Below are 19,942 nucleotides of genomic sequence, written 5' to 3' on the forward strand. Positions count from 1 at the left end.
GGTAATAGGTGTGACTATTACCGGTACGCGAGCTGTGAATGATCTTCTTTCTTATAAACATGAATCCCAGAAAATCCAGGCGCTGAAGCTGTCAATATATATTTTTCCTGCAAAGCCCTGATTTTGGACACTAATTGGCTATTTTCCGAAACTCAAATACTGTTTTTCAATGAGTTACGATTCCAAAATGACTAAAAACACATTTTTCATGCGAAACTTGGGGTAAGCAAGATAGAGCCAAATTCCCCCGCTGCCAAATCCGGACTTCGGGTTGGCTTTGTAATTTTGAGCATTGATAGCATAGAAGTTATGAGTCCCAAAATATTTGCCAGCGTGCTGGAAACCATGAAAGCCTGCATGGAAAAGGATAAACGCAAAACCATCCGCTTGTATTTGATAGACACCAATAAACAGCCGATTTTTATGGTGCTTCGTTTCGAATAAACCAAGAACCTATATTCTACCTCACAAAACAAAGCCCCGGATTTGCACCCGGGGCTTTCTCATTATTTCACTTACGCAGTTTTCACTTTACTTAGCCAGTATCATCTTCTTGGAAGCAGAGTAATTTCCGCTGGTCATACGATACAGGTAAACCCCGCTGGAGCTGGGGTTTCCGCTGGTATCGCGTCCATCCCAGGAAACTTGATAGTAACCGGGAGTATTGTGTTCGGCTTTAAAGCTTCGGACTAACTGGCCTTTCATGTTATAGATATCGATATTCACCCTTCCGGCTTCCTTCAGGGTATAACGGATATTTGCATTGGGATTGAAGGGATTAGGGAAGGCATTCATCAGCTTTGTAACCATTAGATTCACAGGCGGCAGGGGATCCAGCGATGGATCGCCAATGGTAATAGTAAGCGGGCCGTAGAAATCGGATACGCCACCCAGAGAAATGCTTTCCAGCCAGTAATAATAAACCATGTTGCTGTAAGCTTCCACATCGGTGTAGGCATAGCTGATTTGGGTTCCCAAGCTTACCCCGTGGTCAATTAAAGTGGGATTGATCTTGATTGCACTGCCAAGATTCATCGCTTCTCCACGCAGGACGTTGTAACCGCTGTGATTGGTTTCGGATTGGGCTACCCAGGCGATCTTTACAAACAAACCTGAAGTAATTGTTGCGGTGAAACTGGATAGCTCCACTGGCAGAGTAGCGTCTTCGGAGGTCATAAGCACTGGAATTTCGGTTTTTCCACCGAAGGGCACATTTTGCAATAGGGCAGTTTCGGGATGGGTGCAAGGATAAGGCGTAGCGTGCTGCCAATCACCATTATAATATGCAATTATATACCAGGTGCCTACCGGAACTACAACCGTGAGGTCAGTATTCTCAGTTCCGCTGAATTGCATGGCTACAATTGTACCTACATTATTGATGTACTGAGGCAGGGGAACGGTTAAATCGCCTATTGTGGTAGGCGTTCCGGTTATTTCAACTCCGGGGGTGGCAATATACTCAAAGCCAGTGCCGGAATCCACATAATGATAGGTGCCAATGAATTTGATCTGTATGTTAGATTGTAGGTTGGCAACCACATTGTCGTCAAAGTTGAGATCACGGAGCCAATTGTAATCTGTCTTTTGCACAGTATAAGTTCCGCTGAAACCATGATTGTGGGTAAAAGTATAGGGGGTTACCTGATTTGTAGTGCTGCCATTCAGTAAGATGGCGGCTCCTGCTGGATTGGAAGTGATTTCCACGCTATACTGATATAGTTGACCCACAAAGTTCTGGGAAACATTCGCACTCAGATTGCTGATGGCAAGCTGAGCCGGATCCCAATTGCCATAGCCGGTCATTTGCACAGTATAAGTTCCGCTGAAACCATGATTGTGGGTAAAGGTATAGGGGGTTACCTGATTTGTAGTGCTGCCATCCAGTAAGATGGTGGCGCCCGCTGGATTGGAAGCAATCTGGACGGAATAGAGGGTTCTGAAGTTCCAGGTATCCCCTTGGACAGTTTGCAATGGCGTAACGGTTGCCACTTTCCAAAAATATTGAGTGCCATAATTCAAAGTTCCGTTGTATGTATAACCACTGGTTGGGCAGGAAGCATCACTTACGAGGTTCCAGTTACCATCGGCAGTCCCGAGATAGAAGAGATAATTGCTTGCTCCGCCAATATCGTTCCAATCAAACGCCGGATTGTTTACACCGATGCTCGTGGCGCTATTGGCTGGAGACGGATTGACTGCTTTGCCATTTGTGGTGGTAAATGACCATCTCTGTGTGTCGTTTGCCATACCAACGTTGTTACTGCCGACTGCCGACCAGTAGTAGGTAGTATTGAAACGCAGCAGAGATGGTGTATAGGAATTTGTTAGGACTCTGCTACCGTCCGCTATATTGGGTGCCACTTCCACAGCGTATTTACAGAGAGCGCTAACATAATCATCATCCCATTGATAGGCCGCCCCATTGTTCTTTGTTATAAAATACTGGACTCCGTTAAAGTTGTTAGGTTCTCCTGTGTGCCAGTTTGTATAATACCATGGATCGCCATTGGCATACTTGAAGATATTGGCTGTTAACCTATCTGAACCGCCAAACCAGATCTTATCTGTACTATTGAATTTTGCATCTTCAGTAGAAGAACCGAATGTGGCGAGGTAGCCTCCATCCTTCTGCACCTGTGCATTAGCCGCAGCCCAGTGCCAGTTATAGCCGTGATTGGATCTGAAATAGCGATGACCGTTCCCTACTCCAATGTCGGTATAATTACCGGCATTGGTGATGGAGTTGCTCGTACCCAGATAGGCATAGTATTCGGTTGGGCTACCTGAAGGTACATTCCAGCTTAGAACGGTATTGATAGGGACATTAGGGGCTTCATTTGCCGGAGAAATGGTTGCTGCAGTGATTGTCCCCGGTGCGGAACCGCCATCATTATTGGTTTTGAACGACCACTGCGTGCTACCGAAAGGGCGTCCAAACGCATTGTAAGGCACAGCGGTCCAGCGATAGAGTGTATTGGGGGGCAATTTAGTATCTTTAAAGTGATAGGATGTGCCAAAGACCACTACGCCATCCAGCACGTCTGCAGGATACTCAAGCAGGGATCTGTAGGTATTGGTACCTGGAATGTCATACCACTTCCCGCTGGTTCCTTGCACCACATAGTTTTCACTGGTTTGACCATTGGGTTCGGGTGGTTGAAAGTTGAGATCCCAGTTTGTATAGGCATTGGTTTCGCCCACATTCCAGACAAACCATCCTTCACCACTTAAATCCTGACCGGAAACATCGTTAAGACCTATCCAGTAGTTGAAATCAGTTGGCAGTATTGCTTGTTCAGCGGCATCATTGATTGTCACCAGATGTCCGCCGTTGGCTTCTGCTGCGGCTTTGGCATCGGCATAATTAAGTGTAGTAGTGGTTTTCTGATAAACATGACCATTAATAAAAGCATGTTGTATGCCGAGTCGATCAGTCCTGGATCTAAACACAAAAAGTTTGTAATAGGTAGCTTCATTAACCGGCGCCCAGGTCAGGGTGGGATTTAGCGGAGCATTGGCTACTTCGCTATCGGGAGAACCCCACGCAGGGTAACTTGACGGTGCAGTTCCATCTGCATCGGTGGTGAAGCTCCATGTAGAGGTAGGACCCTGTCCGTCATTGTTTCTGGTATAGACTGACCAAGTATATGTAGTATTTGGATCAAGCTTGCAATTCAGGTCAAAGTAGTTATTACCGGTTGTTTGAGTGTGCGTTACCCAGCTATCCACTTCAATCCAGTAACGGCGGGTTTGTGTACCTATGTCATTCCACGTTCCATTAGGATACATCTCTACATAGTCACCAGCTCCACCATCGTCATTTGGCTCTCCGGCAGCCCAGTTAGTATAGCTTAATGCTCGTCCGTTTTCCCACCTAAATGAACCTTCAGTGATCCAATCGGACAATCCTATGTAAGCAGCTGCACCCCCGTTATTGGTCTGCATACTGCTGTTTATACTTGCATTATGGGCACATCCGATACGCCACTTGTTGTTATTACAAATGGTCTTGGCATTCTGCCAGGTATCGGTGCCGTTGGAAAGATAATAGTGAGTACCGGACGCGGAGAATTTGTAGGTATAACCGGTAATAGTTTTTGGTGATCCCCACATATTAAGCGAGTATTGATATGGCTGGTTGTTTGATACACTTGTCTGCGACCATTGCAGCCGCAGATCCTGCAACTGGACTCCGTTTGCCCCGTTTGCCGGATAGGGGCTTTCCGGTGCACTGGCTATGACTGCAAATAGATGTGTGAAAATTCCGCAGCACAATACCAGCATCATGCAGAGGAAAATTAGGTAGCGTTTTGTCTTCATTTTGTTGCTCCTTGGTTTATTTGTTGTGTGTTACTAGTGAAATTTTGTTTAGATTTTTGGTACCTGATTTTAGCTTTCTGGTGCAAATCAGCTATTCTCAAGGCAATTTCCCGATAATTGCTCTGATTATAATCAAGAGCTTGGTTTTGTATTTTACCTTCTGGGAAGGTAATTACAAAACCAAGCATACCTTTCCCACTTTCGGGATCGGTGATGGTATCGACGATACCGCTGATCTGAACCTTTTGCTGTTCTTGTTTCTTCATACATCCTATAAAAAGCAAAGCCTGCGCCAAATGCAAATTAAATTGTTGCAATACCAGTAACTTATTGATATGGATGTGATTGAGGTAAGGGAGACAGGAAAAATGGAGTAAATGAAACCATCATTTAGCCTTGCAATTCCACTATTGCAATTCCACTATTGCAATTCTTTTATCGATATATGATTCTCGAATCTGCAGCGGATAATGGTCTGGTTTTTCTTTTGGCAGAGACTATTATCTGCTTATCTTGAGTTTTTTAATATGGCGGGAGAGAGTGCTTTCGGACATATTGAGCAGCTTGGCTGCCTCTTTTTGCATCCCATCGCATCTGTTCAGGGCTTCAACAATCATCTTGGTTTCGGTGTCCTTCAGATGATGTGAAACCGCTTTAAAGGCTGGTAGTTCAGAAGTGGGTGTATCCGGCAGTATGCCATCCAGCATTCTGGCATCCCACTGCGCACTTGGTTTTAAAATAAAAATACGCTCAATCAGGTTTGCCAGTTCACGGACGTTTCCGGGGAAACTATATGCCCTAAGTCGGTTATAGAAGCTATCGGAAAGAATTGGAATGGGCAATCTGAATTCCCTGGAGTAGCGTTCCACAAAGAAATGTGTGATCATTTCCAGATCGGAAAGCCTTTCGCGTAGCGGCACCAAATGAATCTCCACTTTGTTTAACCGGTGATACAAATCCAGCCGGAATTTATTGTTGTGTATCAGAGTGCTGATATTTTTGTTCGAGGTGCAGATGATTCTGCAGTTTACCGGAATTTCTTTATCACTTCCTACGGGCTGGATTGTATGCTCTTCAATGGCCCGCAGCAGTTTAACCTGTGCTTCCACGGGCATATCCGAAATCTCATCCAGCAGCAAGGTTCCCTTGTCTGCCATCAGAAATTTGCCTTTACGATCTTCCATCGCACCGGTAAAGGCACCTCTTTTGTGGCCGAACAATTCACTCTCTATCAGGTTGGGAGATATGGCTGAAGCATTTATGGCTACCAAGGGTTTTCCTGTCTTACTCTCATTATGGATGATTCTGGCAATCACTTCTTTACCGGTGCCGGATTCTCCAGTGATCATCACATGGGTGTAAGGATAACGGGCAGCCAGATAGGCATCTTTCAGGGCTTTCTTGATGGAGGAGTGTTCACCGATAAAATCTGTGCTTGAGCTGAGGCGGATTAGTTCACTTTCGGTGTTGCACTGGTTTTTTAGTCTTAGATACTCACTGCGCAGTTTATCTATCCTATCCTGATATAGGGCATTCTGTTTACTAAAATTCTCCCGGAAATAAATCTGGTAGGTATTATCCAGCATTTCCAAAGCTTCAAAGCCTTCTTGATACTTTTCCTGCTCTTCGAACAAGCGGGCTTTGCAGCGGTAAGCAAAAGTGAGATGATGATTTTCTTGGATATCAGTAAAGTATGCAATAGCTTTGTTTATATGTTGCTCCGCTTCATTATAGGCTTTCAATTCTATCAGGTTATCAGCCAAATTCACATACTGAGTATGTTCCCGGAGTGCATTATTGCTTTTTATCGCAGAGTCAATCGAGTTTCGGTTTATTTGCACTGCTTCATCAATTCTACTCAGTTTTCCCAGCGCGATGGCCAAATTATTCTGAGTTATGTGTGCATTCAGAGAGTTTTCCAAGCCAAATTCATCAGATAATTTCAGACTATAATAGTAGATATCGATGCCTTGTTCCAGGTTTCCGCTGTTCACATAATACAAGCCCAAGTTTATATTCAGTGGGATCAATAGCGATCTGTTATCGTTTTTGGTTGCCCAGTCTATGCCATCAGAAAGGTATTTGTACGCCTTGGGAAGGTTTTTCAGCATCAGATTTACAATGCCAAAATACAGCAAGATAAAGGTATAATATTTGGGATTTCGTTCTTTTTCCACCAGATCATACAGCAGGATTAGTTCTTGATTGGCGAGATCGGGCAGATTACGCTGCAAGTAAAGGATACAGTAGGATAAATGCACCTCAAGCTGCAAATCCAGAATATCGGACTCAAGAGCTTCTACCATGGCTTCTTTCAGCAGTTCTTCCTTAGCATCCGTGCTGATATCCTTGCCAGGTTTTTGGCAGATTAAGTTTTTCAGTTCGCAGCTTAAGGCTTTGCTGCCACATTGTTTTGCTTGTTTTTCAGCCAGTTTGAAATATTCTTCTGCTTGAGAGTTACTTCCGCCAGTTGCAACTGTGAAATTGTAAAGCATTATATAGTATGCGCATAGGAACAGGCTGTCCTTTTGCTTCGGTAAGGAGGTCTTTAGATCAGCCAAAACACTCTGGGCTTGTCTGGTTTCTCCCAAGATAAGGTGTGCCTTGGCCATGGTTAGCTGGAGCAAACCCTGAGAATGGTGCTTTAATTTCCGGCTGGATTGAACATAATCATGCGCAAATTTCCGCGGCTCGTTCGCGGCATAGTGCTGCAGATTATACAGTTCCTTTTCATTTAACTCAATGCTCATTTAAGCTCCGTATTCCTTTTTTTCGATACCGGTCATGGCTACCCCTATCCCGGCAGGGATAAAAGAAGCGGTTTAGTTCTCTTGATAATTTCTCTCTACCGTGCAAACTCGGTATAATCAGGATAATCGTCATTATGGTAAACCAACCTGGTAACTAATTCATCCGTCTCTGCATTAAAATATAGAGTTATGCAATCCACATACTTTTGATCCGTTGCGTAAACACACTTGAATTTGATGTATGTGAAGGCTCGTGGAACTGGGCATCGTTATTCATCAAAATGTCCTTGGCCACGGCATAGCTATCCCCGTAAGATAGGCCAAACAAGCCCTTCTGACCAAAGAGCCACATTGCCGTTAGCATCATAACAAGCATAAATAGAATTCTTTGCATTTCGTTTTCTCCCTTTTGAAGTGTATAATTTTGATGCAATTTAACTAACGGAAGTGATTTGCAAAGTTGAGTCCCAATTGTTGGTGTAAATTCCAACTCATTGTTTCTCATGTTCTTTGAAGACCTGTCAACAAGGCTTCTCCTCACACACTATATACTTTATGGTTATTGTAGCGATAACATCAACCGATTCCACAATGAATTCAAAGTTGACTTCGTGTCAAGAACTTTCTGTTTCATTTTAATAAACTACTTTGTTGTGACGAGCTGAAGCCCTACCGAGCTTGCGGAGCAGGGCTTCAGCTCGTCGCGCATAAGCGAAGTCCCTAATGCCTTTCTGCTACAGTTTTCTTTTATGTTTTCCATCGGCTCAGTTAGGTAGATTTTTCCACATGTCCAATCCTCAGAATAGCCTTGAGGAATTGCCCCAATCAACCTAGTGCAGCTATTCTCATCAGTGAATATCCTGATGCAGCGTTCTCTGCGCCTGATCTCTTCATTAAGGCGCTTCAGAGAGTTAGTGCACTAAATCTCATTTAATGCAGTAAAACCTTTATCGCAATTCTGTCAACATCTGTCAACCATCTAGACTTACAAGGCTTGACAGTATGCATTGTAATGCCTTTATAATATATGGATTTACGCATTTCGCAGCACATCGGCATGCCGCGCTACAGCTCAAACGACAGCGTTAATCAAGCCTTAATCAAGCGTTAATCAAGCGTTAGTTTTATTACGCTTGATTAACGCTTGATTAAGGCTTGATTAACGCAGCCAAGGCGGAGAGCAGTGTGGTGCCACACTGGGCTGCAATTTTTGCTGATAATTTTTGCTGCTAATTGTGCTGCCAATTTGCCGTAATTTTGCCTCGTTCACCTCAAAAAAAAAACACCCGCGCCTTTCACAGGCACGGGTGCTAAGATGCTATCCAATCAAAGTGCGCGATGGGATCACACTTCCATGATTTCTTTTTCCTTGGCTTTTTCCGCATCGTCGATCTTGTTGACCCATTCATCGGTGATTTCCTGGATTTCCTTGTGCAGCTTTTTTTCTTCGTCTTCGCTGATCTCGCCGTCTTTTTCCATCTTTTTGGCGAGTTCATTGGCGTCCCGACGCAGATTACGGACAGCCACGCGGGCGTCTTCCGCCAGCTTTTTCAGGCTCTTGACGATGTCCTTGCGTTTTTCTTCGGTGAGTGGTTGGAAGGGCAGGCGGATGACGTTTCCATCGTTTTCGGGAGTGATGCCGATATTGGCGGCGAGGATGGCTTTTTCGATATCCGCGAGGGTGGTTTTGTCCCAGGGCTGGATGATGATCAGCCGCGCTTCCGGGATGGAGATATTGCAGAGCTGTTTGACCGGTGTGGGTTGGCCATAATAATTGATCCGCACGTCGTCCAAAATGGATGCGCTGGCGCGACCGGTGCGGACTTTGGAATATTGATGCAGCAATGATTCGAAGGATTTCTCCATCTTTTCTCTTGCGTTGTTTTTAAGTTCTTCCATAATAACCTCTTACGAAATATTCACGTAATTCTTAAGGATGAATGTAGGTGCCGGTATTGGGATTTGTGATCGCCTCTAACAGGCTGCCGGGAACTCCGATATTGAATATCTTCAGCGGCATGCCGTTTTCCAGTGCGAGCGAGAAAGCGGTCATATCCATCACCGCCAGTTTTTTTTTCAGACATTCGGAATAGCTGGCGGAAGGGATGAACTCAGCTTTTGGATCCTTGCTGGGATCGGCGGTGAAAAGTCCGTCCACCTTGGTGGCTTTGAGCACGATGTCCTGTTTCAATTCGATGGCGCGAAGCACTGCGGCGGTATCGGTGGTGAAAAATGGATTGCCGGTGCCCCCGCCGATGAAACAGATCTTACCTTTTTTCAATGCCTTGGAAGCTTTTTGCGGGGTATAGTGATGCACGATCTTGTCCATCTCCAGGCAGGAAAAGACCTTGGCGGGAACATTCTTGTATGTAAGAATTTCCGCAAGATAGAGGGCGTTTTGCACGGTTGCCATCATGCCGATGTTGTCCAATGTGACACGATCGAGGGTCTGGTTTTTCCAGGTTCCGCCGCGGAAGATGTTTCCTCCGCCCAAAACAATGGCAATGCTGTATCCAAGACGCTTGACGGAGATGATCTCGTCCGTGAGGAAATCGATCACCTCGTCGTCAAAACCATAGCCCTTCGCTCCGCCGAGGATTTCTCCGCTGAGTTTGAGCATCACGCTGTGAATCTTTTCAGGCTGATAAACGGACATATTTCACATCCTTTTTTTGGTATGCCACCCTGAGAGCGAAAACCTTTAGTTGCCCAGTTCGTAACGAACGAAACGGGCGACCTGGATATTTTCTCCGGTGATGGCGATGGCATCCGTGATCAAGGATTTGATCGTGCGGGTTGAATCCGCGATCGTTTCCTGATCCAGGAGTGAATTCTCGGCGCAATATTTCCTGAGATGACCTTCCACGATCATCTCCACGAGCTCAGGTTTCTTACCGTCAAGGATAGCTTTGTTGCGGGCAATGTCTTTTTCGTTTTCGATCAGCGCGGGATCGATCTGATCAGCACTGATCGCCAAAGGATTGGTGGCTGCGATCTGGAGAGTGATGTCCTCGGCGAGTTGTTTGAATTGATCGGTGCGGGCGACGAAATCGGTCTCGCAATTGAGCTCGAGCAGGACGCCGATCTTACCGTTAAAGTGAATGTAGGAGTGGATGAGCCCTTCTTTGGTCTCGCGGACTGCCTTGGAGGCGGCTTTGCTGATGCCGCGCTCGCGCAGATATTTGATCGCCGCGTCCACGTCGCCATTGGTCTCGATCAGAGCTTTGCGGCATTCCATCATGCCGACTCCGGTTCTCCCGCGCAGTTCTTTTACCATGCATGCGCTTACGTCTGCCATTTGTATCTCCTTGTCAAATTGTGTGTTATGGTTTCGGGACGGTGATCTGAAGACCACCGCCCCGGTTATATGAAATGGGTTTTATTCCCCAGTGATTGCTGGGATTTCGATTTCCGCTGCGGCAGCCATTTCGATGACCGTTTCGATCCCTTCCATCGGTTCTGCGACCACCACTGTGGCATCGGAGCCTTCGGAAGAGATGTTTCTGCCTTCGATCACGGCGTTTGCCATGATATCCGAAATCAGGGCAATGGCGCGGGTGGCATCGTCGTTTGCGGGAATGACATAATCGATGAGGTCGGGATCGCAATTTGTATCCACCATTCCGATGATCGGAACTCCGAGGATGCGGGCTTCGTGGATGGCGATCTTTTCATGATCTGTATCGACGACGAAGATGGCACCGGGCACGGCATCCATGTCACGAATTCCACCAAGGGAAAATTCGATCTTGTCGTGCATGCGCTTCATCTTTTGTTGCTCGAGCTTGGTATAGTTGTTGATGCTGCCGTCGGCGACGGTTTCTTCATAGTATTTCATCTTGTCGATGCTCTGGCGAATGGTGGTCATGTTTGTGAGCATGCCTCCATACCAGCGCTGATTAACGTAGAAGATGCCGGATTTTAGGGCGGATTCCCTGATCGCGGCTTGAGCTTGTTTTTTGGTGCCGACGAAGAGGATGTATTCCTGGCGGTTTGCCACTTCTTTCAAAAATTGATATGCTTCATTGATCGCGTCCACGGTCTGTTTCAGATCAATGATGTGAATACCGTTGCGTTTGATGAAGATATATTTCCTCATCTTGGGGTTCCATTTGAAGGTCTGATGCCCAAAATGGACTCCGGCTTCAAGTAGCTGTTTCATGGAAACTACGGACATTGATTTCTCCTTAATAATAATACGGTTGTATTTCCACAGACGGATATACGCAATTCAGAGAACACCGGGTTCTCACCGCCTTGCAACTCCGGATGTGGGTTTTTTGTGGTTTGAGGTTCTTGCATTTCGCTCTCACTATTTGCCTTCGGGGAGGTGAAAATGCCTCCCCAAAACCCGTTTTGTTTTTAACGTTTGGAGAACTGGAATCTCTTTCTGGCTTTCGGACGACCGCTCTTTTTGCGTTCCACCATCCGGGAATCGCGGGTGAGAAAGCCACGGGTCTTGAGTGCGGGTCTCAGTTTCTCGTCGAACTCGATTAACGCACGAGAAATACCATGACGGATGGCGCCGGCTTGACCGGATAATCCACCACCGCGGACATTGACGTGCAGATCGAAATTCTCGCTCAGTCCAAGCTCCAAAAAAGGCTGTTCCACAACCATTTCAAGGGTCTCGCGCTGAAGATACTTCTTCATGTGAACTTTGTTGATGATGCGTTTTCCGGTTCCTGGTGTTAAGCGAACGCGGGCAACGGCATTCTTTCTTCTGCCAACGGCATCGTAATTTTGCATGCCTTAATCCTCCCTGAGTTTGAGCTCTATCGGCAACTGCGCTTCATGAGGATGTGCTGTGCCTGCATAGATTTTCAGTTTCTTGAACATTGCGCGTCCAAGCGTGTTTTTCGGCATCATGCCTTTGACGGCGTGCTCGATAATCCGCTCGGGATGCTTTTCCATTACTTTGGCATAGGGGGTTTCTTTCAAACCGCCGGGATATCCACTATAGTTCTGATACACTTTTTGCAGGCTCTTCAAACCGGTCACGCGAACTTTCTCGGCGTTGATCACGATCACGTAATCCCCGGTGTCGATGTTCGGCACGAAATAGGGTTTGTGCTTACCTCGCAAAATGGAAGCGATCTTAGTGGACAATCGACCAAGCGGAAGCCCCGTTGCGTCAACGATATACCAGTCATGCCGGATATCGCTGGGTTTCGGCGTTAAGGTCTTCATCGATTCTCCTTGTTTCATTTTCGTTAGAATGCCATAATTTTATCCATGGGTTTTGTGTCAAGTGAAAAGGAGTTACCCACATCCTCTCCCCCTAAGATAGTATTAAGTATCTTAGGTAATAAATCCGCATGAAATGCAGTATGATAGGGCAAATTTCGCTTTTTGCTTGACAGATTCCAGCTTTCCAAATTGTGGAGGATACTTGTTTTTCTGATCTGCTACCGGGCCTATAGCTCAGCTGGTAGAGCTTCCGGCTCATAACCGGATGGTCGGGGGTTCGACTCCCTCTGGGCCCACCACTTTTCTTTATCTTTTTTACGCTGGTTGATTCCGTAAAAGCAGATTCCACTTCAGAGGGAATACCTTTTGCATGCATTATTTTCTTCACCATTTCGCAAAGTTGGATATATTGTCCTTAGAGGAATAAATCATGAGAATCATACAAATACTGTTGATGCTGACCCTCGGCACGGGGCTGCTTGCAACGCCATACGCCGGAGAGGTCTTTCAAGTGAGCCCCGGCGTGCTCAATCAGGCGATGGGCAATACCGGGCTGACCTATCGCGGCTCTCTTTCTGCCGGATGGTGGAATCCAGCGCTGCTGGGTGCGGTTCCAGACAAAGGCATCGAACTGATGCGTAGCGAACACTTTGAGGGATTGATGCAGCAAAACCAGCTTTCCCTCATCTTTGGCGAAAAGACGCGTGGCTCGCTCCAGATCAAGCATTTAGGCATCGATAACATCAAGCTCACCCGCCTTGAAAACGAAGCCGACAGCCTTTCCAATCTAAACCGCCCCATCGTGTGGAAGACGGTATCCAACAACGATTTTATCCTCACCGGAGGCATCGCACGGCAAATTGGTGCCGGCACTTTTTTGGGCATCTCTCCCAAGCTGGCATACCGCTCTCTGGCAGAAAACAGCGGCTATGGTTTTGGTGCCGATCTCGGTTTCTTTTGGGATATCGGAATGGGGTTCAAATCCGCTCTGAACCTGAGAGACTTCTTTTCCACCCAGATTATCTGGGAAAACGGTACCCACGAGATCGCCTCTCCCAGCCTCGACCTGGAGGCGGCATACGGATTTAACCTGATGAAAAAGGACATTCCCGTGCACCTTGCGGTTCGTAGCCAAATCTATGCGGAGGACCGAGGCGAGGCTTCGCTTTTTGCCGCGGGAATCTTTAGCGGAGACATTCACGGCGGTGTTTTGGTGATGCCGATTCCATCGCTTCGCCTGTTGGCGGGCTTTGACATCGATAGTTTCACCGCCGGAATGGGGGTCAACATCTATTCCCTCGGCATCGACTATGCCTTCAAAAATGGCGCTCCCGACGGACTTGGCGCCACACAGCGCGTCTCTCTCAGCTATCGATGGTAGGCAAGAAAAAACTCGCGCTTTTGGGTGCCACCGGTTCCATCGGCACTTCCGTTTTGGCGGTGTTGGAAGAACAGTCAGAGCACTTTTCCTTTGCGTTCTTATCCGCTAATTCCGATCATAAAAAGCTCTGCCGCATCGCCTTGCGCTATCAGGTACCGATCCTCGTTCTCACCGGAATCAAGGACAAAGCGGAGCAGGAATCCATCCGTATGGAGCATCCCGATCTGAACATCTATTTCGGCGGAGACGAACTGATCCGGTGTCTGGAAAACGAAGATTATGACATCGCTTTGAACGCCATCAGCGGTTCCGCGGGGCTCAGATCCACCTTTGCCGTTCTCAATCGCGGAAAGACTCTCGCTTTGGCAAACAAGGAATCATTGGTCATGGCGGGGCATTTGGTGGAAAAGCTAAAACAAGAACGCCAAGTGATTATCCTGCCCGTGGATAGCGAACACAGCGCACTCTTTCAGGCGATCGGAAATCACTCCGCCTCCGAGATCCGCAAGCTGCATATCACTGCTTCCGGAGGCGCTTTCCGTGAGCTTCCCTTAAAAGATTTTGACCAGATCACCATCGCGCAGGCGCTCAAGCATCCCAATTGGGACATGGGCGCGAAGGTTACTATTGATTCCGCCACGATGTTCAACAAAGCGCTGGAAGTTATGGAGGCGCGTTGGCTCTTCGGGCTGGACTATGAACGCATCGGCGCCCTCATCCATCCCCAATCCGTGATCCACTCCATGGTGGAATTTATCGATGGCTCATGCCTTGCTCAGCTCAGCGTTCCGGACATGAAACTCCCAATTCTGTATGCACTTTCCTATCCGCAAAGATATCCTTCAGAACTGGTTAAGACGGACTTTTTAACACTCTCGGCGCTCACTTTTTCACCCATTGAAAAAGAGCGCTATCCGCTTTTCCATCTGGGACTTGAGATCGCACGCGAGGGCGGCATTCTGCCCACAGTGCTCAATAGCGCCAACGAAGCGGCTTTGCAGCTATTTATGCAGGAAAAGATCGCCTTTAAGGACATCCATCGCGTGGTCGAAATGGCTGTCCAAACCTATCAAAACGTATCCGATCCCGATCTGGAGACCATTATCCGCACAAACAACGAGGTCTTTTTCCGCGTGTGCAAGAGCTATTCATAAGCCATAAGTGGCTTTGGGATGCGAATTCGCTTGACACAGGCTCCGTTTGCGTATAAAGTGCCCATCAAATGGCGGTAACATGAAGATATGCATAATTTCAAACTCACATTCGACCACGGACGTGCGCCTCTACTACAAGATTGCGATGAGTCTCGCAAAGATGGCGGAGGTGCATCTGATCACCAAAAGCGGGGTTCGAAACAGTGCCAATAATCCCTTTCAAGCCGTTGTGGATACGGAATCCGACTGGTATGCCCTCTATTTGATCTACCTCGCGGCAAAACAGCTTAAACCGGATATCGTGATCTGCGTGGAACCCCTCACTTTGCTGACGGGGATTCGTTTGAAGCGCAAGCTTGGCTGCAAATTGATCTTCGACGTGCATGAATTCTATGCCGATGCGTATGCGGAGCGCTTTTCCCCTATCTTCGGATGGCTGATGAAACATTTCTATATGAGCTTTGAGCGTCGTCTCCAGAGCCACGCGGATGCCGTCACCGCCGCCAATCAGGAGATTCTCGATCAGCTTTTACCCAAGAGCACACGCTCTCGCGGAACTCACTTGCCAAACTATCCGGTCAAAAACGTGTGGGACTATTCCTGTGAGACACCACCAGAGATCAGTACGATCTGCAAAATGAATTTTGATCTCATCTATATCGGTGGGCTGACCCGAGACCGCGGAGTTTTCAAGATTCTGGAAAGCGCGGCGATCCTGAAAAGCAGCTTTCCCGCTCTGAACGTCCTAATCCTTGGCAAATTCTTCGATGCCTCGGTGGAGCGGGAATTCAACGCCATGATCAATGCGAACAACCTCAACGCCTTCGTCTATTATCAATCCTGGCTGCCTGCGGAAAAGATCGGAATCATGCTCAAGCGTTCGCGTATCGGGCTTTGGCTCTTCAATCCGCAAAACCGGCGCATCAGCAAAGCCGTGCCGCTCAAAGTGCTGGAATACTTCGCCGCCGGCTTGCCGGTCGTGACCATCAACACCCCTTTGATGAAGGATCTGGTGGAAAAGAATGGACTGGGCGTCTGTTGCGATTTCCGCGCCCGCGCCATCGCCGACGCGGTTTCCAGCCTGCTAAAAATGGACAAAGCCCAGTCTAAGGAAATGAGAAAACGCATCATGGACATCACCGAGACCGAATTTAACTGGGAGGCGGTGGAGCCTCTCTTGTTCAAGATCGTGAACAAGCTCGCTTCAACTCCTTGAGCCGCATGCGCATACTATACATCAGCTATTTCTATCCCCCCCTCGGCGGACCCGCTGTCCTGAGAAACGTCAAGACGGTCAAGCACCTCTCCCGCATGGGTTTCGAAGTGGATGTCATTACCACCAAAGACATCGAATACCTATATCGCGACGCGTCCCTTTTGGCGCAATGCGAGGAGCGAAAACTGATCCGCACTGAATCCTTCGATCCGATGGCGATCTTTAGAAAACTCGGTGGCAAAGACGGTAAACACACCACCAAAATCTACATGGACACTCCGGAACGCCTCAAGCTTCTGATCCGACGCATCTATCCTATCGACAACAAGATAGCCTGGCTGCCATTCCTCTGTAAAGCAGGGAGAAAAGCGCTGCGCGAAGAGCATTATGACCTGATCTATATCTCACTCGGTCCCTTTTCCAGCGCGCTTGGAGCCTATTTTCTTTCCAAGGGAAGCGGCATCCCCTTCGTGGTGGATTTGCGGGATTATTGGAATCTGTTATCTGATTACGAACTTCAGGGCTCGGCTTTGCATCGACGGTTCGCAAGATATTGGGAGGCAAAGATATATCAAAGCGCAGCTTTGATCGTGAGCGCAACCAAAGGCATTGGTGAAGACATCGCGAACGCCTTCGGAAATGACCTTTCCGCCAAAACGATCACGGTCTATAACGGTTGGGACGAAGAGGATTTCGCAGGTCTCTCTCCGGCGGAGAGAAACAAGGGCGAATATGTCCTTGCCTATTTTGGTAACATCTATGCCCGCCGCAGCTTGAAGAGCTTTTATGCCGCCGTCGGAGAGCTGCGTTTTGAGGGCTCTCTGCCTAAACACACACGCGTCAAACTCTATGGCAATTTCTTTATCGAAACCTTGCGGGAGATCGAACAAAGCGGCATCGCAGACATCGTCGAAACTGTTTCGCAATTGCCGCATCGCGAAGCTTTGAGTGAAATGCTTTCCGCCGACGCTTTGCTGCTGACGATCAATTCGAGCAGTCCGACAGGAACGCTCACCTCCAAGGTATTTGAGTATCTGCGTTGCCAAAAACCAATCCTGGCGATGGTTCCCGCGCACAAGGAAGCCGCGGCATTGCTTAGGGAAAACGGCAATGATTATATCTGCGCGATGGAATCCACATCATCGATAAAGGGCGCCCTTGCGAGATTGATTGGAAATCGTGAGCAGCCGATGCGGTTTGGCATCACGAACCATTTGGAAAGGAAAAAACAGATTCGCCTACTGGCGGACAAGCTATTGGAGTTGTTCGGCTAAAGAGTATCGCCCCTGATGGGGCTGCGGCTCATGAACCGACGGGGACGTCGGTAATTCCATGTTCGCTCCCCCCTGTGCTATCATTGCCGCCTCTGATGGGGCTGCGGCGCATGAACCGACGGGGACGTCGGTAATTCCATGTGCTATCCTCTGTGTTTAATTCATCTCTCATCTCTTCTTATGCTCCGCTTTTACTCTGCTATTCTCTGTGTTAAAAGCTATTTTTATTGACGGATTCTCCAAACTCAAAAACATACCCACAAATGACAACATCGAGGTGACAAATGAACGACGCTATCCGAAACGCTCTATTGCAAAACAAAGAACTTGCTGGTCAGTGGCAGGAGTTTGTGCTTGAACTCAAAAGCATGAACATCCCCGCGGACAGCTCGTTTGGCTCCTATTTCTCAGAAGCGCGCAGTGCGATGCTGCTGGCAATCGATTTTGCCGATATGCTGTCCCGCGATCCCTCGCTGAAAAGCATCAGTTTAAAGGACTTGCACGACAACCACGAAGCCTTTTCCTCACAAGTGATCCCCACGAAGACTGGTGAAAGCACCGGCTATGACTTTAGCTTTGCCAATCCGGATTACGCTTGCGAAGCTTTCGGCAAAGAGATGGGACAGCTTCTCTCCGCCGCCTATCTCAGCTTCCGTGCCTGTCACACTCATCTCATCATGCAGAACAATTTCCGCCTGCTCAATGCAGCGGCAATTTTCCGCGGTTTTCTTGAGCTTTGGCAAGCAGGCAACCCCTACCCTGCGGATTGGAAAGATATCTATGCCAAACAGATGACGAAGGACTTGGAACTAAACTCCTTTTTCAACGCTTATCACAACTACTCCCCGGAATATACGCGTTGCAGAGACATTGTCATGAACGCCGATTTCACGGACATCCGCTATCTCTATCGCTTTGGCAACACCCTTGCCCCGCGGGACATTCAGATGGCACAGTTCATTTCACAATATCCCGAAGCAGAGCTCCAATCCCTGGCGGAATACATCGTTCAGGCATATCTGGATGGTTTCGAGCGTGCCGGCAAGGATTACAAGATCAAGAAATATGCTGCATTGATGTTTCCGCTTGGCATGGAGCGCTTTGCACGCCTGATCGCAATGCAACTGAAAAGCATCGGACTCGAAGCAAGAATCGGCAACCCCATGAGCATCGGCGCAAACCGTCAGTATCAGTATGACACCCGTTTTTTGCAAGCGCTCTATCTGAGTGAAGAAAATGCCGATCTCACGACGCAAGCCAATATCGCCTCTATGGAAGCCATGAAAGATGCCATCCGTGCCAATTCCGGAGCCGTCTATGTGGAAGTATTCGGCGAAGAACCCTTTGAACCCCTCGCCAAAGAGACCGCCCTCAAATATAGCGAAGAACAGTTGAATCTCCAACGTCGCATGCAGGGTAAATTTTCTCAATTTTACAACGAGAATTTCCCCGCCACCGAACGCAGCTTTTGCATCATCGCCTTCCCCTCGCCGGAGATCGGTAAGGACTTTAAGGAAATCTTTGCCGAAACTATCCGGCTCAACCGCCTCGACAGCAACCACTATGCCACTATCCAGCAGCACATTATCGATGTATTGGACAAGGCGGAATATGTCCACGTCCGCGGCGTGCCCGGCAACGAAACGGATATCAAAGTCTTTATGCACAAGATCAACGATCCTGAAAAGGAAACCAACTTTGAAAACTGCGTTGCGGACGTCAATATCCCCGTTGGGGAAGTCTTCACCTCACCGATGCTGACCGGCACAAACGGCATCCTCCACGTGGACGACATCTATCTGAACAACCTCCGCTTTCTGAACCTCAAGATGGAATTCACCGACGGCATGGTCAGCGGATATTCCTGCACCAATTTCCACGAGGAAGAGAAAAACAAAAGCTATATCGAGGAAAATCTCCTCCATCCCCATAAAACCCTCCCCATCGGAGAATTTGCCATCGGAACAAACACTCTCGCCTATGCCATGGCAAAGAAATATGACATCATGCGCCTCTTGCCCATTCTCATCATCGAAAAGATGGGTCCGCACTTTGCCATCGGAGATACCTGCTATTCACACGAAGAGGAATTTCCGCATCACAACATTGCCAGCAAAAAGCTGATCATCGCCGTGGACAACGAAAAAAGCGCCATACGCCATGAAAATCCGATGGAAGCCTATACCCAAAAACACACGGATATCACCCTCCCCTATGAAATGTTGAATGAAATCAGTGCCGTGAATGAAGACGGAACCCGCATCCCGATCATCAAAAACGGCCGCTTTGCGGTGCCGGGGACGGAAGAGCTGAACTTGCCGTTGGTGTGTAAATAGCTTTATTTTAACACAGAGAATTGCAGAGTAAGAGCGTAGCAAAAGCAGAGATGGATGGGGATAATGGGAGAAGTGTCAGAGGATCTCTCTGCCCCTCTGTGGTAAAACAATCCTCTGACACTTCCCCATCCATCTCTTCTTTTTACCCCGCCCTTACTCCGCTTTTCTCTGTGTTAACCCAAGTTTCGCATGAAAAATGTGTTTTTAGTCATTTTGGAATCGTAACTCATTGAAAAATAGTATTTGAGTTTCGGAAAATAGCCAATTAGTGTCCAAAATCAGGGCTTTGCAGAAAAAATATATATTGACAGCTTCAGC

The 19,942-nt window shown here is 47.7% G+C and carries 16 protein-coding genes, 1 tRNA gene and 1 pseudogene; 7 read left to right on the forward strand and 11 right to left on the reverse strand.

Annotated elements, in window-relative coordinates; translation table 11 throughout:
• The first annotated feature begins 231 nt into the window (after nucleotides 1-231).
• Nucleotides 232-444 (forward strand): PDZ domain-containing protein, encoded by a 213-nt coding sequence (locus Q8M98_06315; GenBank protein MDP3114376.1) that lies wholly within the window; start codon nucleotides 232-234, stop codon nucleotides 442-444.
• Between the two features lie 87 nt (nucleotides 445-531).
• On the opposite strand, the gene Q8M98_06320 is transcribed toward Q8M98_06315, so the two are convergent.
• The 11 genes and pseudogenes from Q8M98_06320 to rplM all read right to left on the reverse strand — a co-directional run bounded on the left by Q8M98_06320 (nucleotide 532) and on the right by rplM (nucleotide 12,263).
• Entirely contained in the window at nucleotides 532-4,323 is a 3,792-nt protein-coding gene (locus Q8M98_06320) for a lectin-like protein (protein ID MDP3114377.1), read from the reverse strand.
• On the reverse strand, nucleotides 4,320-4,589 hold the full coding sequence (locus Q8M98_06325) for a hypothetical protein (protein ID MDP3114378.1): 270 nt from the start codon (nucleotides 4,587-4,589) through the stop codon (nucleotides 4,320-4,322). Before Q8M98_06325 ends, Q8M98_06320 begins: the two co-directional genes overlap by 4 nt.
• A 234-nt stretch (nucleotides 4,590-4,823) precedes the next feature.
• On the reverse strand, nucleotides 4,824-7,073 hold the full coding sequence (locus Q8M98_06330) for a sigma-54 dependent transcriptional regulator (GenBank protein ID MDP3114379.1): 2,250 nt from the start codon (nucleotides 7,071-7,073) through the stop codon (nucleotides 4,824-4,826).
• A 187-nt stretch (nucleotides 7,074-7,260) separates the two neighbouring features.
• On the reverse strand, nucleotides 7,261-7,467 hold the full coding sequence (locus Q8M98_06335; GenBank protein ID MDP3114380.1) for a hypothetical protein: 207 nt from the start codon (nucleotides 7,465-7,467) through the stop codon (nucleotides 7,261-7,263).
• Nucleotides 7,468-7,716: 249 nt separating this feature from the next.
• A pseudogene (locus tag Q8M98_06340) lies at nucleotides 7,717-7,989 on the reverse strand (transposase).
• Nucleotides 7,990-8,417: 428 nt separating this feature from the next.
• The gene (gene frr / locus Q8M98_06345) at nucleotides 8,418-8,972 is read right to left on the reverse strand and encodes a ribosome recycling factor (GenBank protein MDP3114381.1); all 555 of its coding nucleotides are present in this window, start codon (nucleotides 8,970-8,972) and stop codon (nucleotides 8,418-8,420) included.
• Between the two features lie 31 nt (nucleotides 8,973-9,003).
• Nucleotides 9,004-9,729, reverse strand: a complete 726-nt coding sequence (gene pyrH, locus Q8M98_06350; GenBank protein MDP3114382.1) for a UMP kinase — start codon at nucleotides 9,727-9,729, stop codon at nucleotides 9,004-9,006.
• A 45-nt stretch (nucleotides 9,730-9,774) separates the two neighbouring features.
• Nucleotides 9,775-10,371: a translation elongation factor Ts gene (gene tsf / locus Q8M98_06355; GenBank protein MDP3114383.1), complete on the reverse strand. Its 597-nt coding sequence runs from the start codon at nucleotides 10,369-10,371 to the stop codon at nucleotides 9,775-9,777.
• 81 nt (nucleotides 10,372-10,452) lie between these two features.
• A complete protein-coding gene (gene rpsB / locus Q8M98_06360; protein ID MDP3114384.1) occupies nucleotides 10,453-11,250 on the reverse strand; it encodes a 30S ribosomal protein S2 in 798 nt (265 codons plus the stop codon).
• A 185-nt stretch (nucleotides 11,251-11,435) separates the two neighbouring features.
• Nucleotides 11,436-11,822, reverse strand: coding sequence for a 30S ribosomal protein S9 (gene rpsI / locus Q8M98_06365; GenBank protein MDP3114385.1), 387 nt, complete (start codon nucleotides 11,820-11,822; stop codon nucleotides 11,436-11,438).
• A 3-nt stretch (nucleotides 11,823-11,825) separates the two neighbouring features.
• Nucleotides 11,826-12,263 carry a 50S ribosomal protein L13 gene (gene rplM / locus Q8M98_06370; GenBank protein ID MDP3114386.1) on the reverse strand — a complete coding sequence of 146 codons (438 nt, stop codon included), beginning with the start codon at nucleotides 12,261-12,263 and terminating at the stop codon, nucleotides 11,826-11,828.
• 223 nt (nucleotides 12,264-12,486) lie between these two features.
• Between rplM and Q8M98_06375 the strand changes: the two genes are divergently transcribed.
• The 6 genes from Q8M98_06375 to Q8M98_06400 all read left to right on the forward strand — a co-directional run bounded on the left by Q8M98_06375 (nucleotide 12,487) and on the right by Q8M98_06400 (nucleotide 19,624).
• Nucleotides 12,487-12,562, forward strand: a tRNA-Ile gene (locus Q8M98_06375).
• Nucleotides 12,563-12,693: 131 nt separating this feature from the next.
• A complete protein-coding gene (locus Q8M98_06380) occupies nucleotides 12,694-13,644 on the forward strand; it encodes a hypothetical protein (GenBank protein MDP3114387.1) in 951 nt (316 codons plus the stop codon).
• Nucleotides 13,638-14,798 (forward strand): 1-deoxy-D-xylulose-5-phosphate reductoisomerase, encoded by a 1,161-nt coding sequence (dxr, locus tag Q8M98_06385; GenBank protein MDP3114388.1) that lies wholly within the window; start codon nucleotides 13,638-13,640, stop codon nucleotides 14,796-14,798. Before Q8M98_06380 ends, dxr begins: the two co-directional genes overlap by 7 nt.
• Nucleotides 14,799-14,877: 79 nt before the next feature.
• Nucleotides 14,878-16,014 (forward strand): glycosyltransferase, encoded by a 1,137-nt coding sequence (locus Q8M98_06390; protein MDP3114389.1) that lies wholly within the window; start codon nucleotides 14,878-14,880, stop codon nucleotides 16,012-16,014.
• A 5-nt stretch (nucleotides 16,015-16,019) separates the two neighbouring features.
• Nucleotides 16,020-17,288 (forward strand): glycosyltransferase, encoded by a 1,269-nt coding sequence (locus Q8M98_06395; GenBank protein MDP3114390.1) that lies wholly within the window; start codon nucleotides 16,020-16,022, stop codon nucleotides 17,286-17,288.
• A 284-nt stretch (nucleotides 17,289-17,572) separates the two neighbouring features.
• A complete protein-coding gene (locus Q8M98_06400) occupies nucleotides 17,573-19,624 on the forward strand; it encodes an aminopeptidase (protein ID MDP3114391.1) in 2,052 nt (683 codons plus the stop codon).
• Nucleotides 19,625-19,942 lie beyond the last annotated feature (318 nt).

Source organism: Candidatus Cloacimonadaceae bacterium, from assembly GCA_030693415.1.
GTDB lineage: Bacteria > Cloacimonadota > Cloacimonadia > Cloacimonadales > Cloacimonadaceae > JAUYAR01.